We start from the raw sequence: 18,551 nt of genomic DNA on the forward strand, positions 1-18,551 counted from the left end.
CATGCGCCTGCTCATCGGCCAGACCGGCGCGCCGACCGCCGTCGTCAACGCGAGCCTGCGCGGCTTCCTGGAGGGCGCCGAGGGACACGAGGTCCTCGCCCTGCGCGGGGGCCCCGACGGTCTCGTCGACGGCCGGCTCACCCCCGTCACCCTCGCCGACGTCCCACCCGCCTGGGCCCGCCGCGGCGGATCCTGGCTCGGCGCCGGCCGCCGGGCGGTCACCGGCGACGACCTCGACGCGGCGGTCGCGACGCTCGCCGCGCACCGCGTCGACGGGGTCGCGCTGATCGGCGGCAACGGCACGATGGCGCTGCTGCGGGCCCTCACCGAACGCGCCGAGCAGGCCGGGTTGCCCCTGTGCACCGCCGGCATCCCCAAGACCGTCGACAACGACCTGGTCGGCGTCGACCACTGCCCCGGATTCGGCTCCGCCGCGCGCTACCTGACCCGGGTCGTGCCCGACCTCGCCCGCGACCACGCGGCCATGCGGGCGATCGAGCCGGTACGCATCGTGGAGACCCTGGGCCGGTCGGTGGGCTGGCTGGCGCTGGCCGCGACATGGCACCGGGAGGATCCGGCACACGCACCGCACCTCGTCCTGCTGCCGGAGGTGCCGTTCGACCGGGCGGACTTCCTGCGCCAGGTCGCCGACGCCCTGCACACGCACGGCCGCGCGTTCGTGGTGACCAGCGAGGGCGCCGCCCGCGAGCTGACCGACGAGCCCTTCGAGGCGGCCAACCACACCCGGATCCTGCTGGGCGGGGTGTCCCGCCGGCTCGCCGCGCTGGTCACCGCCGAACTCGGGGTGGCCGCCCGCGGCGAGGTCCTCGGCATGGTGCAGCGCTCGGCCGGCGCCCTGGCCGGCGACGTCGACCGCCGGGAGGCGACCGAGGCCGGACGGCACGCCGCGCGGCTGCTGGCGGACCGGCGCAGCGGACTCATGGTCGGCCTGCACCGCGTCGGCACGGACCCCTACGCCGCCGGGTACGACCCGGTGCCACTGACCGAGGTGGCCGGCCACACCCGACCGGTACCCGCGCGGTGGCGCACCACCGACCCCGCCGACCTCGACGAATTCCACGACTGGCTCACCCCTCTCATCGCCTGAGTGACCCCTCCATCGAAAGGCAGGCACATGCGGCACAGGTACCTGAGCGCGGCGCTCGCCCTGGCCCTGGTCGGCGGGCTCACCGCCGGCTGCGGCTCGGACTCCGCCGGCTCCGCCAACGAGATCAACCTGATCATGTCGAACCACCCCTGGCAGCGGGCGATCGAGCCGTTGATCGACGGCTTCGAGAAGGAGTCGGGCGTCACGGTGAAGGTCCAGACGTTCGCCGAGCAGCAGATGCGCGACAAGGTGCAGCTCAACCTCCAGTCGCGCAGCTCCTCGATGGACGTGTTCATGACGCTGCCCTCCCGCGAGGGCCCCCAGTTCGCCAAGTCCAACTACTACGAGCCGCTGGACGAGCACGTCAGCAAGGCCGGGGCGGACTACGACGTCGACGACTTCCCGACCGCCGTACGTGCCGGCATGACCGTGGACGACAAGCTGATCGCGGCGCCGATCAACGTCGAGGGCGTGGTGCTGTACTACCGCACCGACCTGTTCGACAAGTACGGCGTCACGCCGCCGAAGACCCTCGACGAGCTGACCACCGCCGCCGAGACGATCAAGCAGAAGTCCGGCGGCAGCGTCACCCCGATCGCGTTGCGCGGGCAGTCCGCGGCGCTGCCGTTCACCTTCGGCCCGTTCCTGCACTCGCAGGGCGTCAGCTGGACCAAGCCCGACGGCACGCCCAACTTCGACGACCCCAAGGCCGTCGAGGCGATCGACCGCTACGCCACCCTGGCCCGCGAGTACGGCCCGCCCGGCGTCGTCAACAACACCTTCACCCAGTCCTCGGCCCTGTTCGCCGCCGGCGACGCCGCCATGGAGCTGGAGTCGAGCAACGAGGTCAGCAGCATCATCGACCCCAAGACCTCCCGGGTCGCTGACAAGATCGGCGTCCTCGACTTCCCGGCCGGGGCCGCCGGCTCCAAGACCACCGTGCTGTCCTGGGGCCTGGCGGTCTCCTCGTTCTCCAAGAACAAGGACGCGGCGTGGAAGTTCGTGCAGTGGGCCACCAGCGCGAAGACCCAGCTGGAACTCACCAAGTCCGGCATCGCCCCGCCGCGCACCTCGGTCAGCGAGGACCCCGCCTACACCGCCACCCTCAACACCGAGACGCTCAAGCAGTGGAACGCGGCGCTGACGAAGGCGCAGACCGACGGTGACACCGAGGTCGGCCCGGTGGGTGTCGCGGCCGCCGAGATGCGCAAGGTCATCGGCGACGCGGTGGGCACGGTGATCCTCGGGCGGGCGAGCGCCGAGGAAGCGGCCAAGCAGATCCAGGACGGCCTCACCCCGCTGCTGGCGAAGAACAGCGAGTAGGAGCCTCATGAGCACCGACACGATGACGAAACGCCCGACCGGCCCCCGCCCCGCCACCACGGCGGGGCGGGGGGCGGGGCGCCGGCCGAGAAGGACGGTGCATCCGACGGCCCGGGGCATCTGGCCCTTCGTGGTGCCGGCCGCGGTGGTCACCGCCCTGCTGGTCCTGCTGCCGATCGCGTACACCGTCTGGTTGTCGGTGACCGACCGGCAGTCCGACGGCACGAACGCGGGCTTCCTCGGTTTCGACAACTACGCCCGGATGTTCGCCGACCCGGCGTTCTACAACTCCCTGAAGGTGACGCTCTTCCTCTTCGTGGTGTGCCTCGCCGTGGAGACCGTGCTGGGACTCGCGCTCGGCTACGTGATGAGCCTCGACGTGCCGGGCCGGCGCGTCTTCCAGGGCATGATGCTCATCCCGGCGATCACCGCCTCGGTGGCGGTCGGCCTGCTCTGGCTGCTGATCATGGATCCGTCGCTGGGGGTGGCCAACGAACTGCTGGCCGTCATCGGCATCGATCCCGTGGTCTGGCTCGGCGACCCGTCGGTCGCGCCCTGGTCGATCGCGCTCGTGGACATCTGGCAGTGGACGCCGTTCATGGCGCTGATCATCTCCGCCGGCATCCGGTCGCTGCCGGAGGAGCCGTTCGAGGCGGCGGCCATCGACGGGGCCAGCGGCTGGCGTACGGCGTGGAACATCGGTCTGCCCCTGCTGCGGCCGGTGCTCATCGTCGCGATGCTGCTGCGCACCGTCGACCTGGTCCGGTTCTTCGACACCATCTACATCATGACCCAGGGCGGGCCGGTCGACTCGACGAACACCCTGAACGTGTACGGCTACAACGAGGCGTTCATCAACCAGGCGCCCAGCTACGCCGCCACCCTGCAGATCGCCCTGCTGGTGCTCGTCGTCCTGATCGCCGCCGTCTTCACCCTGGTCCGAAGGAGGGCCGCGAAATGAGCGCGGGCAAGCGGCTGGTCGGCGTCTACACCGCGTACGTCCTGTTCGCCGTGGTCTTCTTCGGCCCGGTGCTGTTCATGCTCTGGTCGTCGCTGCGGCGCAACGTCGACATCACCGGTTCCCTGTTCGACGTGGCCTCGCCGCTGACACTGGAGAACTTCACCAACCTGTTCGAGCGGTTCGAGTTCGGCCGCTACATCGCCAACAGCTTCATCGTCGCCGGCGGCTCCACCCTGCTCGGCCTGGTGCTGGGCGCCCCGGCCGCGTACGTGATCGTCCGGCGGCAGCTGAACACGCTGGGCTTCGTCACCCTGCTCGCCCGGATGGCACCCGGCGTGCTGTTCGTCCTTCCGCTGTTCGTGCTCTCCATCCGCATCGACGCCCCGTCGAACACCGGGCTGAACTACGCCCTGCTCATCATGGCGCACCTGATCGTCACCCTGCCGCTGTGCATCTGGCTGCTGATCCCGTTCTTCGAGGAGATCCCGATCAGCATCGAGGAGTCCACGCTGATCGACGGAGCCTCCACGTGGCAGCGGTTCCGCATGGTGGTGCTGCCGCTCGCCCTGCCCGGCGTCTCGGTGGCCCTCACGCTCAGCTTCGTCTTCTCCTGGAACTACTTCCTGTTCGCCCTGGCCCTCGCCAACGACCGGACGCTGCCGCTGACGGTCATCGCCTTCAACTTCATCGGCCAGGGATCGAACGACTTCGGCGGTCTGATGGCCGCCAGCACGCTCATCTCAGCGCCGGCCCTCCTGCTGACGATCTTCGCGCAGCGGTGGCTGGTGCGTGGAATCACCGGAGGTGCCGTCAAGTGACGACCACCAGTGTCCGTGCCCGCTTCCTCGGCGACGGACGGATCGACTTCGAGCGGGCCACGCTCGGCCCGGTCGCCGACGGGCAGGTACGTGTCCGCGTCGACGTCTGCGCCCTCTGCGGCTCGGACAAGCGGCTGCTGCGGTCGGGATCGCCCGTGGTGCCGGGACACGAGATCGCCGGCACCGTGGTCGACGCCGGCGCGGACGTCGCCGTGCCCGTCGGGACCCGCGGCATCGTCTACATCCCGGTCTTCTGCGGTACGTGCCGGCGCTGCGCCGCCGGCCGCACCAACCAGTGCCTGCACCTGCGGGAGCTGATCGGCTGGCAGCGCGACGGCGGGTTCGCCGAGCACGTCGACGTGCCGGCCCGCTGCCTGCTGCCGGTGCCCGACGACGTGCCGCTCGACACGGCGGTGCTGGGCCTGGACACCGTCGGCACCGCCGCGCACGCCCTGCGCCTGTGGCAGCGCACCCAACCCGACGGCGTCGACCGGGCGCTGGTGATCGGCGCCGGCCCGTTGGGCCTCGGCGTCATCGCCGTGGCGGGCGCCTTCGGCGTCGGCGGGGTCGACGCCTTCGACCCGCACGAGGGTCGGCTGTCCACCGCCGTCGAGCTGGGCGCCCGGGCCGCGGGCGACCTGGCGGTCGAGAACCAGTACGACCTCGTGGTGGAGGTCAGCGGCGCGGCGGCGGCCCGGGAGACCGCGCAACGGGTGGTCGCGCCCGGCGGCGCGGTGATCGCCCTCGGCGAGTCCGACGAGCCCTACACGATGCCGGCGACGCCCCGTTGGCGGCGCACCGACTGCTACACGGTGCGTTCCTTCTACTTCCCCACCAGCGAGGTCGAGGCGAACTGGGACCTGCTGCGCGGCCACGGCGCCGCGCTGCGGGACCGGCTGACGGTGCCGGTGACCCTCGCCGAACTGCCCGACGCCTTCGCCCGCTTCGTCGCCGGCGACTACTTCAAGCCCTGCATCGTGTCGGAGGACGCCCCATGAACCAGCCGCAGCACCTGCTCATCCTCGCGGTCGACCAGCGTCCCTGGCTCACCCAGGCGCTCTACCGCCACACCGGCACCGCCACGCGCAGCCAGCGCGCGGCGATCACCGACGGCAAGCACATGGTGGTGGAGGGGCTCCTCGCGGCGCTCGCCGACGAGCCGAGGCTCGCCGCGCACGCCGGCATCCTCGTCGACGCGACGCTGGGCCCCGGCGTGGCCGAGCGGGCGCACGCCAACGGCGTGACCGTGAGCATGCCGCTGGAACGCGGCGGTTGCGAGATCTACGAGACCGAACCGGCCGACCTCAAGTCCCACCTGGAGCACCACCAGCCCGAGCTGCCCAAGGTCCTGGTCCGCTACAACGTCGAAGGCGACGTCGACGGCAACCGGGTCCAGCGCGCCCGGCTGGCCGAGGTCTCCGCGGCGGTCCGCGACGCCGGTGGCCGTTTCCTGTTCGAGCTGCTCGTGCCGCCCACGCCCGCGCAGCTGGACGCCGTCGGCGGCGACCCGGGACGGTTCGAGCGGGAACTGCGTCCCGCGCTGGTGCACCGCGCGATGACCGAACTGCTCGACGAGGTGCCGGTGGACGTCTGGAAGCTGGAGCACCTCGACCGGCAGGAGCACTACCGCACCGCGGCCCGGATCGCGGCCGAGGCCGGCGGCGAGTGCATCCTGCTCGGCGCCAACGCGCCGGCGACCCAGGTCGAAGGCTGGCTCGCCGACGCCGCCGCCGCCGGATTCACCGGCTTCGCTATCGGGCGTAGCATCTGGTGGGACGCGCTGCGCGGGCTGCTCGCCGGGGACCTGGCCCGCCCTCAGGCGGTGGCGGCGGTCGCCGCGAACTACCGCGGGTTCGCCGCCGCGTTCCTCGCCGCGGTGCCGGTCGGGCCCGAGCCACACGAGTGAGGACACCAGTGACGCCACCCTCCATGCCCCGGCCCCCCGCCGCGACGCTGCCGGTGCCCGCGCAGGAAGCGGATCCCCAGACCGGTGAGCGGGTCGGCGAGCTGCTCTACCGGACGCTGCGAGACCGGATCATCTCGGGCGAGCTGCGACCCGGCACCCGGCTGAGCGTCCCGGCGCTGGCCGAGGAGTTCCGGGTGAGCCGCAGCCCCGTGCGTGACGCGGTGATCCGCCTGGTGCAGGACGAGCTGGCGCGCGAGACCCTCAACCGCGGCGCGGTCGTCGCCCGCATCGAGGGCGAGGAGCTGGTCAGTCTCTACGAGGCCCGCGAGGCTCTGGAATGGGCGGTGGCGCGGCTGGCGGCGCAGCGGTACAGCCCGGCGCTGCGCCGCCGCCTGCTCGCTCTGCTCACCGAGCACCGGCAGGTCGCGGCGGACGGCGACTTCGCCCGCCACATCGAACTCGACGCCGCGTTCCACCGGGAGATCCGGCAGGCCGCGCAGAGTCCGGTGCTGACCCGGATGCTCGACGGTGTCCAGAGTCGGGTCCTGATCGCGATGCGCTCGACCAGCATCACCGGAGGCATGGCCCAGGCCGTCGCCGACCACCAGGCCATCTTCGAGGCGCTCTGTTCGGGTGATCCCGACGCCGCGGGTGAGGCCGCCCGGGCGCACATCCGCCGACTCAAGGAGCTGCTTCGTGCCGCTTACTGAAACCCGTACGATCACCGCCGTCCGGTGCCACGGTCCGGGCGACGTACGCGTCGAGCACCTGCCCGAGCGCGCCCCGGGCCCCGGCGAGGTGGCCATCGAGCCCCTGGCCGTCGGGGTCTGCGGCACGGACAGTCACATCGTCGGCGGCAGCTTCCCCGCGGCGGCCCCGGTCGTGCTGGGTCACGAGGTCTGCGGACGGGTGCGGGAGGTCGGCCCCGGGGTCGACCGGCTCGCGCACGGCGACCTCGTGACCGTCGAGCCCCACGACTACTGCACCGCCTGCGCGTACTGCCGGCTGGGGCAGGAGCATCTCTGCGACGCCAAGCGGGGCTACGGCGTACGGCTCGACGGCGGGATGGCCGAGCGCATGGTGGTGCCGGCACGGATCGCCTACCGGCTGCCCCCGGACACGCCACCGTGGATCGGCGCTCTCACCGAGCCGCTCGCGTGCTGTATCCACGGCATGGACCAGCTCGCGCCCCGCTCCGGCCTGCCCGTGCTCGTCTACGGCGCCGGCCCGGCGGGCGCGATGATGGTGGCGCTGGCCCGTTCCCGCGGGCTCGCCCCCGTCGTCGTCATGGATCCCCGCCCGGACCGCCGCGACCTCGCGCTGCGCATGGGAGCCGACGCCGCCCTCGACCCGACCGACCCGGCCAGCGGGGCGGCGGCGCGGGCCCTGACCGACGGCCTCGGCTTCCCGTACGTCGTCGACGCCGTCGGCTCGGCGCGCCTGCTGGAGTCCGCGATCGGCATGGCCAGCCGCGGCGGCCGGATCCTGGTCTTCGGTGTCGCCCGGCCGGACGAGGAGGCCCGGGTGCGCCCCAACGAGGTCTTCGCGCGCGAGCTGACCATCGTGGGGGCGGTCATCAACCCGTACACCCATCACCGCGCGGTGGGCATGCTGCCGACGCTCGGCCTGGACCGGCTGCGGCCGGCGTTCTTCGGGCTGGATGAGGTCTCGCAGGCGCTCGAGGCCCAGGCCGTCGGACAGGCCGACAAGGTCTTCGTCGCCCCGCACGGCGTCGACGCCGCCCTCCGGTAGCCCGGGGACCGCCGGGTTCCCCCCATCCGGCGTCACCGTGGCCGGTCCACGGTGGCGCCGCACGGCGTCGACGACTTTTGCCCGTCCGGACGAAAGTTCAGACGATCTCGCACAAACATCTAGACATTTAGATTTAAGAATCCTAGTGTTGCCTCACCAGGCAGCGGCGTGCCAGGCCAACCATCAGGACATGACAACGATGTCCGTTCGATGTCCGGGCCCGCCGCTGAGCCCGAGCGCCGCGCGACGACGTACGTCGTTGTCCCGCTCCCCTGGAGGAGAAGAATGCTCGGATCGTCCCGACGAGCACGCGTGCCCATCGCGAGCGCCGTCACCGCCGTCATGGCGGTCGCCGGCCTGTGGCTGTCCCCGCCGAGCGCGGCTGCCGCTCCGCCCCCGCAGGAACCCGGCGTCACCCTGCGCGTCTTCGACCTGCAGGTGCCGCTGAACAACCTCTGCACCCTGAAGGCCGGCCAGACCCCGAACGTCGACAAGCTCATGCCGACGGTCAACTGGACGAGCGCGGTGGACTTCGGCATCGAGGACCACTTCCTGGTGCACGCCCTCGGCAACGTCAACATCACCCAGGCCGGGCGCTACACCTTCCGACTCATCAGCGACGACGGCTCGCGCCTGCTGATCGACGACACGGTGATCGTCGACCACGACGGTGTGCACGGCCCGGAACCGAAGGACGGCGCGGTCGACCTGACCGCCGGATACCACTCCCTGCGCATCGAGCACTTCGAGCGTACGGGCGGCCAGCAGCTCACGTTGCAGTGGCAGACGCCGGGCTCCGGCACGTTCGTGGACGTCCCGAACTCGGCGCTGAGCACCGACGCCGGCGTCGTGCGGGTGACCGCACCCGGCCGCAAGGAATGCGAGGCCAGTGGCGACTCCCCCGGCGACGGGCTGCCGCTCACGTCGGTGCACCCGAACTACACCCTGACCGACCTGCGTCCGAGTGGTTTCCAGCCGCAGGTCACCGGGTTCGACTGGTTCCCCGACGGCCGGCTGGCCGTGTCCACCTGGGGTGGCTCCCTGACCAGCGTGGGCGAGGTGTGGATCCTGGGCAACGTCACCGGCAGCACCAGTGCCGGCCAGGTGACCCGGCAGCGGGTGGCGACCGGGCTCCAGGAGCCGATGGGGATCAAGATCGTCGACGGGAAGATCTACGTCGCCGAGAAGGCGAAGCTCACCGAACTCAACGACACCAACGGCGACGGCGTGACCGACCAGTACCGCACCGTGGCCACCTGGCCGTTCGGCAACAACTTCCACGAGTTCGGGTTCGGCCTGCTGTACCGGGACGGGTACTTCTACCTGAACCTCTCGGTGTCCATCAACTACGGCGGGGCCACCACCGACCCGCAACCGGCCCCGAACCGGGGCACGACCATCAGGGTGAACCGCAGCACCGGCGCGGTCGACTACGTGGCCGGCGGCCTGCGCACCCCGCACGGCATCGGCTGGGGCCCCGAGGGCGACATCTTCGTCACCGACAACCAGGGTGGCTGGCTGCCGTCGTCGAAGCTCGTGCACGTCAAGCAGGGCCGCTTCTTCAACCACTACATGAACCCGCCCGGGCCGTTCGACAACAACCCGGTGGTCCAGCCGGTCCTCTGGATGCCGCAGAACGAGATCGGCAACTCGCCGAGCACCCCGGTCATGTTGACCCAGGGCACCTTCGCCGGGCAGATGCTCATCGGCGACGTGACCTACGGCGGGCTCCAGCGCGCCTTCCTGGAGAAGGTCAACGGCGAGTACCAGGGGGCGCTGTTCAGACTGACCCAGGGCCTGGAGGCGGGGGTGTCCGAGGTCAGTGTCGGACCCGACGGCGCCATCTACACCGGCGGCCTGCACGGTGGCGGCAACTGGGGGCAGGACGGCAAGCTCAGCTACGGCCTGCAGAAGATCGCCCCGAACGGCAGCAACAACTTCGACATGCGGGCGATGCGGGCGCTGCCCAACGGCTTCGAGATCGAATACACCCAGCCGCTGTCGGCGACGACCGCCGCGGCGCTGGCCTCCAAGTACCGGGTCAAGCAGTGGCGTTACGTGGCGACGGCCGCGTACGGCGGGCCGAAGGTCGACGAGGAGACCCTGTCGGTCTCGTCGGCCACGCTGTCGCAGGACGGAAAGACGGTCACGCTGGTGATCAACGGCCTCAAGGCCGGTCGGGTGGTGCACGTCCGGTCGCCCCGGCCGTTCGCGGCCAGCAACGGTCAGTCGCTCTGGAGCACCGAGGTGTGGTACACGCTCAACGCCATCCCCGGGCAGCAGCCGCCCGTGAACCTGGCGCTCGGCAGAGCGGCGACCGCCGACAGCTCCTGCTCCGCCGTCGAGGGCCCGGCCAGGGCCGTCAACGGAACGGTCACCAGCGGCAACCTCGACAAGTGGTGTTCGACGGGCACCAACAAGTGGCTCCAGGTCGACCTCGGCACCACCCAGAGCGTGAGCCGCTTCGTCGTACGGCACGCCGGCGCCGGCGGCGAGAACACCGCCTGGAACACCCGCGACTTCACCATCCAGACCAGCACCACCGGCACCTCCTGGACGACAGCGGCGACCGTCACCGCCAACACGGCGAACACCACCACCCACGACATCTCCCCCACCCAGGCCAGATACGTCCGACTGAACGTCACCAAGGCCACCAACACCTCGGACAACGCCGCACGCATCTACGAGTTCGAGGCCTACGGTGGGCAGGCCGCCACCGAGAACCTCGCGCTGGGCAGGGCGGCGACGGCCGACAGTTCCTGTTCGGCCACCGAGGGCCCGGCCAGGGCCGTGAACGGCAGCGTGTCCGGTGGGAACAGCGACAAGTGGTGTTCGACGGGCACCAACAAGTGGCTCCAGGTCGACCTCGGCACCACCCGGAGCGTGAGCCGCTTCGTCGTACGGCACGCCGGCGCCGGCGGCGAGAACACCGCCTGGAACACCCGCGACTTCACCATCCAGACCAGCACCACCGGCACCTCCTGGACGACAGCGGCGACCGTCACCGCCAACACGGCGAACACCACCACCCACGACATCTCCCCCACCCAGGCCAGATACGTCCGACTGAACGTCACCAAGGCCACCAACACCTCGGACAACGCCGCACGCATCTACGAGTTCGAGGCCCACGGCCCCGGCGGCGACACCGGCCGGGTCACGCTCCTCGACGGGTCCCACCTCGACAACTTCGAGTACACCAACGGCACACCGGCGACGTGGCCGCTGGCCAAGGGCGGGGTGGAGGTCCTCGGCGGCGACATCCGCAGCAGGCGCGCCTTCGGTGACTTCCGGCTGCACGTCGAGTTCTGGCTGCCCAACCTTCCGCCGGACGTCACCGGCCAGGCCCGCGCCAACAGCGGGATCTACCTACAGGACCGCTACGAACTCCAGGTCCTGGACTCCTTCGGCGACACCACCCCGGCCAACGACGAGGGCGGCGCCATCTACGGAAAGATCGCGCCGTCGGTCAACGCGGCCGGCGCGCCGGAGACGTGGCAGACCTACGACGTCACCTTCCGGGCGGCCCGCTTCGACAGCGCCGGGGTCAAGACGGAGAACGCCCGGGTCACGGTCGTGTGGAACGGCGTCACCGTCCACGACAACGCGGTGATCAACGGGCCCACGGGCAACGGCGCCCCGGAGGGACCCTCCGTGGGGCCGATCCGGTTGCAGGACCACGGCGACCCCGGCCTCAACGTCCACTACCGCAACATCTGGGTCGAACCCCTGAGCTGACCGCGCCACCCGGGGCAGGACGGCCCGCGCGGGTCGTCCTGCCCCGACCGTCACCACCGCCGTACGCCCGATCCCGGAGATCCCCCGTCCCTGTCGCACGGCCGCGTCCCCGCGCCCGCCGACCCGTCCACATCGGAGACGGCATGACACGTCGCGCCCGCATCCGCACCCTGCCGCTCACGGCCGCCCTCACCCTGCTGGCCGCCCTTCTCACGCCGGTGTCCCCGGCCCGGGCGGTACCCGCGAAGACGCCCACACTGACCACGCCCTGGACCAGCCAGGCCCTCACCGGCACGCCCCTGCCGGAGTACCCGCGACCGCAGATGACCCGGCCCGACTGGCTCAACCTCAACGGCGAGTGGCAGCTCCGCCAGTCCGCCACCAACGACGCCCCGCAGTTCGGCACGAACCTCCCCGAGCGGGTGAACGTGCCGTTCCCGGTGGAGAGCGCCCTGTCCGGCGTGCAGCGCGCCGCGAACGACAACCGCCACTACCTGTTCTACCGGCGCACCTTCACCGTGCCGGCCGACTGGTCCGGCCGCCGGACGCTGCTGCACTTCGGGGCGGTCGACTGGCAGGCCACCGTGTGGGTCAACGGCGCTCAGGTCGGCGGGCACACCGGGGGCTACGACGCCTTCACGTTCGACGTCACGCCGCATCTCCACGGCGGCTCGATCGAGATCGTGGTGAAGGTGTGGGATCCGACGGACAGCCGTCAGGACGGCAGCCTGCCGCCGATCGGCAAGCAGACCAAGAGTCCGGGTGGGATCTTCTACACCCCCAACTCCGGCATCTGGCAGACCGTCTGGTTGGAGCCGGTGCCGGTCGCGTCGATCAGTAGCGTCGACGTGTACCCGAACCTGTCCAGCAGCAGTCTGCGGGTGCGGGTGTCCACCCGGGGGAACGTCGCCGGGCACAGTGTGCTGGCCGAGGCGCTGAACGGGACCACGGTGGTCGGCTCGGCCACCGGTGGCTTCACCGACTTCAGCGTGCCGGTGCCGAACGCCCGCTGGTGGTCCCCGGACGATCCGTTCCTCTACGGCCTACGGGTGACGCTGCGCGACCCGGGCGGCGCCCGGACGGACCGGACGACGCACTACTTCGGGATGCGGGAGATCACCACCGGGATGGTCGGCGGGGTGCTGCGCCCGAAGCTCAACGGTCAGTTCGTGTTCCAGACGGGCACCCTCGACCAGGGGTACTGGCCGGACGGGCTCTACACCGCCCCCACCGACGCGGCACTCGCCTTCGACCTGCAGAAACACAAGGACCTCGGGTTCAACATGGTCCGTAAGCACATCAAGGTCGAACCGCAGCGGTGGTTCTACCACGCCGACCGCCTCGGCCTGTTGGTGTGGCAGGACGTCCCGTCCCTGACCGCGCAGGACGTCAACGCCGACGACGCCCAGCAGGCGCAGTTCGAGGCCGAGACGCGGGAGGTCGTCGACGAGCACCGCAGCAGCCCGGCGGTGGTCGCGTACACGGTCTACAACGAGGGTTGGGGCGAGCGCGCGCTCGCCGACACCCGGCGGGTCGGGCAGAACGTGAAGAACCAGGACCCCACCCGCCTGGTGAACGTGCACAGCGGCCACAACTGCTGCCAGTCGCTGGGCGACCCGGGCAACGGTGACGTCGACGACTGGCACGTCTACCTCGGCCCCGCGTCGCCGAGCCCGTCGGCCTCCCGGATCGCCGTGCTCGGTGAGTTCGGCGGCCTGGGTCTGCGGACGCCGGGGCACGAGTACAGCCCCAGCGGCAGCTTCTTCGCCTACGAGTGGCAGCCGAACTCCACCGCCCTCACCGACCGGTACGTCGGGCTGGTGCAGGGCACCCGGAACCTGATGCTCGGCAAGGGCCTCAGCGCCTCGGTGTACACCGAGATCACCGACCTCGAAGGCGAGTTGAACGGCTTCCTCACCTACGACCGCCGCATCGTCAAGATGGTCGAGTCCCGGGTCCGGGCGGCAAACCAGGCGCTCATCGACGCGTCCAGGTCGCTCGGCGACAACCAGCCGGTCGCACTGCCGTTGAACACGCGCCGGTCGTTGCAGGTGACCACGCCCGGACACACGGGAAGGTACCTGCGGCACCAGGACAGCCTCGCCTACACCGCGGTCGTCGACGCGGGCAGCACCGCGCTGCTCAAGAACGACGCCACCTACACGATCCGGGCGGGGCTGGCCGACGCGAGCTGCTACTCCTTCGAGTCGGTCAACTTCCCGGGGCAGTACCTCCGGCACGCCGCGTCCCGGGTCCGCAACTCGCCGAACGACGGCTCGGCGCTGATGCGCGCCGACGCCACCTGGTGCGCCCGCACCGGGCTGACCGGCAGCGGGGTCTCGCTGGAGTCGTACAACTTCCGGGGCTCGTTCCTGCGCCACTTCAACTCCGAGGTGTGGCTCAGCGACGGCGCCGGCGGCGCGGCGTACGACACGCCCACCCTCTGGAGCGCGGACAGCACCTGGAACGTCGCCGCGCCCTGGGCGCCGTGAGGACCGGACGCGAGCCGGCCGCACCGGTCGGTCAGCCGCCCAGTCCCGCCACCGCGGCCTCGACCGCCGCGTCAAGCAGCCGCTCGTCCAGGGGCTGCGAGACGGCGCTGGCGTAGACGGTCACCAGGTTGTGTCCCGCCCGGACGATCACGAAGGCCGACCGCCCGGTGATCCGGGTCCGCCCGCTGCCCGCGCTGAGCCGGTAGTCCACCCGCCAGGACTGCTCGCCGAGCGCGGGTGGCGGCTGCGCGTCGACCGCGAACCGCACCGCCGAGCCGCCCGTGCCCCGGGCGGTGAAGCGGGGGCAGGCCCGGCGCGCCGACTCCGCCTCGGCGAGCACCGAGGCGGGCACCGGTTCGGCGTGGGACCTGATCTCGATCACCAGTTCGGCCGACGCGGTGGCGGTCAGGCCGGGCACCGTGGCGAAGCGGGCCCGTTTCCGGACCCGCTCGACTCCGCCGAGCCGGTCCAGGTAGGAGTCCTCGGCCAGGGGCCGGCAGGCCGACGGGTCTATCCGGGAGCCGCCGCCCTCAGCCCGGGCGGGTGGAACCCGCCAGCCCCGGGGCAGCACCGCCCCGACCGCGCCGGCCGCCCGGCGGGCCTCCGCGTGGGTGAGCGGCCGACCGGGGTCCGCTCGTCCCGGAGCGGACCGCGTGGGCCCCGGGGTGGCGTCGGGCACCGGCGGGACGATGGGAGCGGTCGCCGGCGCGGGGAGCCCGGCCGGCTCCGCCACCGGAAGCGGGGCGTACGCCCCGGGGATCCCCGGACCGAGTACCGCCACCGCGAGCAGGGCCGTCAGCACCCCCACCGTCGCGACGGGCCCCCGGGCGCCGCCCGGAGCGGACCGGGTCGGTCCGGGAAGGGCGGGCCGGGACACCAGGAACGGCAGGGTGAACGCGACGAGGTAGCCCAGCCAGGCCAGCGGGGCCAGCAGGTGCGCCTCGGCGGTGTCCAGCCCGTCCGCCCGTCCGGTCAGCAGGGCGTGTGCGTACTGCAGCAGCGCCGCCGCCACGCCGGCCGCCCAGCCCGCGGTCAGCGCCCGGCCGACACCGGCACGACGGCCGACCGCGAGCACCACCAGGACCGCCCAGCCGGAGAGCGCACAGAGCAGCCAGCGCTGTTGGGCCTGCCGGCCCGCCTCGGCCAGGGTGCCCGGCGGGAACAGCTCGGTCCGCCACACGGCGGCTCCCGCACCGACCAGCACGGCGGTCAGGACCGCCGCCACGACCCCCCGGTCCCACCGGCGCGGCGGGCGTCGGTGCCCCTCCCCGGCCCCGCGCAGCAGCAGGCCGACCAGCACCGGTACCAGCAGCGCGAGCAGCGGCCAACCGCTGCGGGGCAGCGCGAAGACCAGCCAGCTGCGGGCCGCGTGGCCGTCGCCCGCCACGGACGCCACCGCCGGCAACGGCCAGAGGACCGCGACACCGGCGGGCGCCGCCACCAGGTACGTGGCCGAACGCCAGCCGACCGACCCGGGCCGGCGGGCGACCACCAGTCGCGCCAGCAGCACGCAGAGCCCGGCCACCGACGCGGCGAGTGGCCCCGCGAGCGCGGCGACGAGCAGCGCGACGGAGACGTCCGGTCGGGCAGAGACGCCCGAGCTTCCCGGAACCGGCAGTGCGGTGGCGATGAACGCCGTCACCGCGAAGCCGATGGCCGTGCCGAGAACGGGTCGCCACCAGCCGCCCGCCCCGGCGGCGGCCCGGCGGACCAGCGCGGGCAGCAGTCCGAGACTCAGCAGGACGGCGCCGACACAGACCGCGACTGGCGGGCCGACGGCCGCCTGCGCGGTCAGGAAGAGGTCGCGCGCGAGGGCGTCGGCGGCGCCCGTCGCCAGCATCGCGACCGCGCCGACCGCCAGCCCGTGGGTCAGGCCGCCCGGCGGATCCGCCGGTCGGCCGAGCGCCGCAGCCCGGGTCGCCGGATCCGGATGCCGGGCGAGCAGCCGACGCCGTCGCGTGGGGCGAACGATCCCGGCGCGCAGCAGCGCGGCCAGGCGCTCGGCGTGGCCGGCATCGGCGGCGTACCGGTCGGCTTCCCGCTCGCGCCGCCGCAGCAGCTCGGCCGCCAGCAGCGCGGTCAGCACCGCGACGACCGTCGCCCGGCCGAGTGCCGTCAGGTAGGTGGCGTTCGGCCCGAAGAAGGCCACCTCGAGCAGGCCGGCGGCGAGCACCGCCGGCACCGGCAACCAGATCAGGGCACGAACGGCCGACGCCCAGGCCACGTCCCGGGCGAGGACGTGCGCGAGTTCGTGCGCCACCACGGGGTCGAACCGCGCCGGGTCGGCGTGGGCCACCGCGACGGCCGCCGGGAGCACCACCGTCGGCCGGCCGACCACACCACCGGTGGTGTACGCCTGCCGTACGGGCGGGGCGGCGACGACCAACCTCGGTCGGCGTCGCCCGACCAACCCGTTGCGGTCGCAGAGATCGACGAAGCGTTCCTGCGCGCCCGGCACGGCGAGCCGGCGACGAAGCCGACGCCGGTCGGCCAGCGGCAGGACCAGGACGAGCGCCGCCGCCGCGCCCAGCGCGATCCCCGCCCCGGCGAGCATGGCCACTCCACGCCGGCCGAACTGCCCGGCCAGGCAGCGGTCGCGGGCGGCCGACTGCTCCGCCGCCGCCACGGGATGGGCCCGGGTGCACACGTCGACGGCGGTCGCCCAGGGCCGGGAGAGCGAGCGGTCGGCGAGGAAGTAGAGGCCACCCGCGCTGATCCCGACGCTGATCAGGGCCGCCAGCACGAGTGCGTAGAGCCAGCCGAGCCGGTCCGGAGGCAGGGGCGGGCCGACGCCGGGGCCGGCGTCGCCACGATCGCCGCCGGTCGTGCCGTCCGCAGCCGTACCGCCGTCGTGGTGGGTCCCGTCGGCACCGGGCCCGGTCATGCGTCCGGCGGATCGACCATCGCGCCGACCGCGGCGTCGGCGAGCAGTTCGGCCCGACCGGCGTCCAGGCCCAGCGCCACGGCGTGCCGGTGGCACGCCTCCCGCAGGCGGCGTGCCTGTTCCGGGTCCAGCCCCGGTCGGGCGTCGGGCGGGGCGGGCAGCTCCCGGCGGCGACGACGCAGCAGGCCGGCTTGGACGGTGGTGGCACCGATGACCAGCACCTCGCCCACGGCGGCGGCCACCACCTGGAGCACCAGCTCGGTAAGCAGGGTGACGTCGAGGCCGAACCCGACCCCATCCTGCGGGACGGACCAGCTGACGCGTCCCTTCGACAGCTGCCGCCGCCAGCCGGCGGCCACCTCGTCGAAGACCGGGAGTTCCTCGGGGGCGATGCGACGCACCGCCGCGTGGGCAGCGCCCACGACCAGATCGGCGGCGACGTTCTGGGGCTCGGTCACGATGCCATCGTGCCGCTACGGCGCCAGCCCGGAGACCCGACAGTAAGGTTTCCGGCACCAGGATCTGTCGCCCGTCACGGGGTTCGAGACCGGCGCGCTGCGCCACGTGAACGTCCCGGGCGAGTCCCCTCATGACGTACGCCCCTAGGCGAGAGTGGCTGCCACGTACGCGGCGGCTTCGGCGATGAGGGCCTGCTGGTATTCCGCGTCCCTGGTGGCCTTGCTCGACAGGATCGCGATGACGAGGGGCGCGGACGTCGGGGGCCACACGACGGCGATGTCGTTGACGGTGCCGTAGTCGCCGGTCCCGGTCTTGTCGGCCACGGTCCAGCCCCGGGGCACGCCGGCGCGGACGCGTTGGGTGCCGGCGCGGGTGGCGTTGCGTTCCAGCAGGTCGCGGAGGACGGCGCGCTTCTCGGGCGGCAGGGCGTCGCCCAGCACGATCCGCTGGTAGGTGGTGCCGAGTGCTCGCGGAGAAGACGTGTCGCGGAGGTCTCCCGGGATGGCGGTCGTGATCGCCGGCTCCGTCCGGTCCATCCGGGTGACCGCGTCGCCGAGGCTACGGGCGTACGCCGTCAGTTGGGCCGGCCCACCCAGATCGCGGAGCAGGAGGTTGCCGGCCGTACCGTCGCTGTGGCGCACCGCGGCGTCGCACAGTTGGCGGATCGTCATCCCCGAGGCCACGTGCCGCCTCGTGATGACGGAGCTCTTCATGAGGTCGTCGGGGGTGTACCTGACGACAGTGTCCAGGTGGGACAGCGGGTGGCGGTGCAGGACCGCCGCGGCTGCCAGCCCTTTGAACGTGGAACAGAACGCGAAGCGCTCGTCCGCGCGGTGGACGATGGTGTCGCCGGTGCCGGTGGCCAGGGCGTACACGCCCAGGCGCGCGTCGAACTTGCGCTCCAGCTCCGCCAGGCGATCGTGGTGACCACCCGTCTCGGCGGCGGAGGGGGAAGCGGGGACAGCCGAGGAGGTGGCGGCGGACGGCGTCCTGTCGTCCGCGCAGCCGGCCAGCGGCAACGCCGCCACCGCCCCCAGCAGAGCGCGACGGGTGACGGTCGGCTGCGTCGAAGGCATGGTCTTCCCTCCGTTGTCGGGTCACGAGGAT

At 72.5% G+C, this 18,551-nt stretch carries 13 protein-coding genes; 10 read left to right on the plus strand and 3 right to left on the minus strand.

The window, feature by feature from the left end; translation table 11 throughout:
• Position 1: 1 nt before the first annotated feature.
• The 10 genes from AB0883_RS26290 to AB0883_RS26335 all read left to right on the plus strand — a co-directional run bounded on the left by AB0883_RS26290 (position 2) and on the right by AB0883_RS26335 (position 14,101).
• Entirely contained in the window at positions 2–1,108 is a 1,107-nt protein-coding gene (locus AB0883_RS26290) for a diphosphate--fructose-6-phosphate 1-phosphotransferase (protein WP_366644004.1), read from the plus strand.
• Positions 1,109–1,135: 27 nt separating this feature from the next.
• A complete protein-coding gene (locus AB0883_RS26295) occupies positions 1,136–2,431 on the plus strand; it encodes a sugar ABC transporter substrate-binding protein (RefSeq protein ID WP_366644005.1) in 1,296 nt (431 codons plus the stop codon).
• A 7-nt stretch (positions 2,432–2,438) separates the two neighbouring features.
• Positions 2,439–3,392 carry a sugar ABC transporter permease gene (locus AB0883_RS26300; RefSeq protein ID WP_366644006.1) on the plus strand — a complete coding sequence of 318 codons (954 nt, stop codon included), beginning with the start codon at positions 2,439–2,441 and terminating at the stop codon, positions 3,390–3,392.
• Entirely contained in the window at positions 3,389–4,210 is an 822-nt protein-coding gene (locus tag AB0883_RS26305; protein ID WP_366644007.1) for a carbohydrate ABC transporter permease, read from the plus strand. The genes AB0883_RS26300 and AB0883_RS26305 overlap by 4 nt, the downstream gene beginning before the upstream one ends.
• Positions 4,207–5,208, plus strand: coding sequence for an alcohol dehydrogenase catalytic domain-containing protein (locus tag AB0883_RS26310; protein WP_366644008.1), 1,002 nt, complete (start codon positions 4,207–4,209; stop codon positions 5,206–5,208). Before AB0883_RS26305 ends, AB0883_RS26310 begins: the two co-directional genes overlap by 4 nt.
• Positions 5,205–6,116, plus strand: coding sequence for a 2-deoxy-5-keto-D-gluconate 6-phosphate aldolase domain-containing protein (locus AB0883_RS26315; protein ID WP_366644009.1), 912 nt, complete (start codon positions 5,205–5,207; stop codon positions 6,114–6,116). The genes AB0883_RS26310 and AB0883_RS26315 overlap by 4 nt, the downstream gene beginning before the upstream one ends.
• 8 nt (positions 6,117–6,124) lie before the next feature.
• Entirely contained in the window at positions 6,125–6,826 is a 702-nt protein-coding gene (locus AB0883_RS26320) for a GntR family transcriptional regulator (RefSeq protein ID WP_366644010.1), read from the plus strand.
• Positions 6,813–7,868, plus strand: a complete 1,056-nt coding sequence (locus tag AB0883_RS26325; protein ID WP_366644011.1) for an alcohol dehydrogenase catalytic domain-containing protein — start codon at positions 6,813–6,815, stop codon at positions 7,866–7,868. Before AB0883_RS26320 ends, AB0883_RS26325 begins: the two co-directional genes overlap by 14 nt.
• Before the next feature lie 285 nt (positions 7,869–8,153).
• Positions 8,154–11,609, plus strand: a complete 3,456-nt coding sequence (locus AB0883_RS26330; protein WP_366644012.1) for a discoidin domain-containing protein — start codon at positions 8,154–8,156, stop codon at positions 11,607–11,609.
• Between the two features lie 143 nt (positions 11,610–11,752).
• Positions 11,753–14,101 (plus strand): AbfB domain-containing protein, encoded by a 2,349-nt coding sequence (locus AB0883_RS26335; RefSeq protein ID WP_366644013.1) that lies wholly within the window; start codon positions 11,753–11,755, stop codon positions 14,099–14,101.
• A 31-nt stretch (positions 14,102–14,132) separates the two neighbouring features.
• Here the strand turns inward: AB0883_RS26335 and AB0883_RS26340 are convergent, their stop codons facing one another.
• From AB0883_RS26340 to bla, 3 genes are all read right to left on the minus strand, one after another.
• Positions 14,133–16,985, minus strand: a complete 2,853-nt coding sequence (locus AB0883_RS26340) for a M48 family metalloprotease (RefSeq protein WP_366644014.1) — start codon at positions 16,983–16,985, stop codon at positions 14,133–14,135.
• Positions 16,982–17,443 (minus strand): hypothetical protein, encoded by a 462-nt coding sequence (locus AB0883_RS26345; protein ID WP_366644015.1) that lies wholly within the window; start codon positions 17,441–17,443, stop codon positions 16,982–16,984. Before AB0883_RS26345 ends, AB0883_RS26340 begins: the two co-directional genes overlap by 4 nt.
• 144 nt (positions 17,444–17,587) lie before the next feature.
• Complete coding sequence (gene bla / locus AB0883_RS26350; protein WP_366644016.1) at positions 17,588–18,520, minus strand: class A beta-lactamase; 933 nt, start codon at positions 18,518–18,520, stop codon at positions 17,588–17,590.
• Positions 18,521–18,551: the final 31 nt, after the last annotated feature.

This window comes from Micromonospora sp. NPDC047812 (assembly GCF_040704175.1).
GTDB lineage: Bacteria > Actinomycetota > Actinomycetes > Mycobacteriales > Micromonosporaceae > Micromonospora.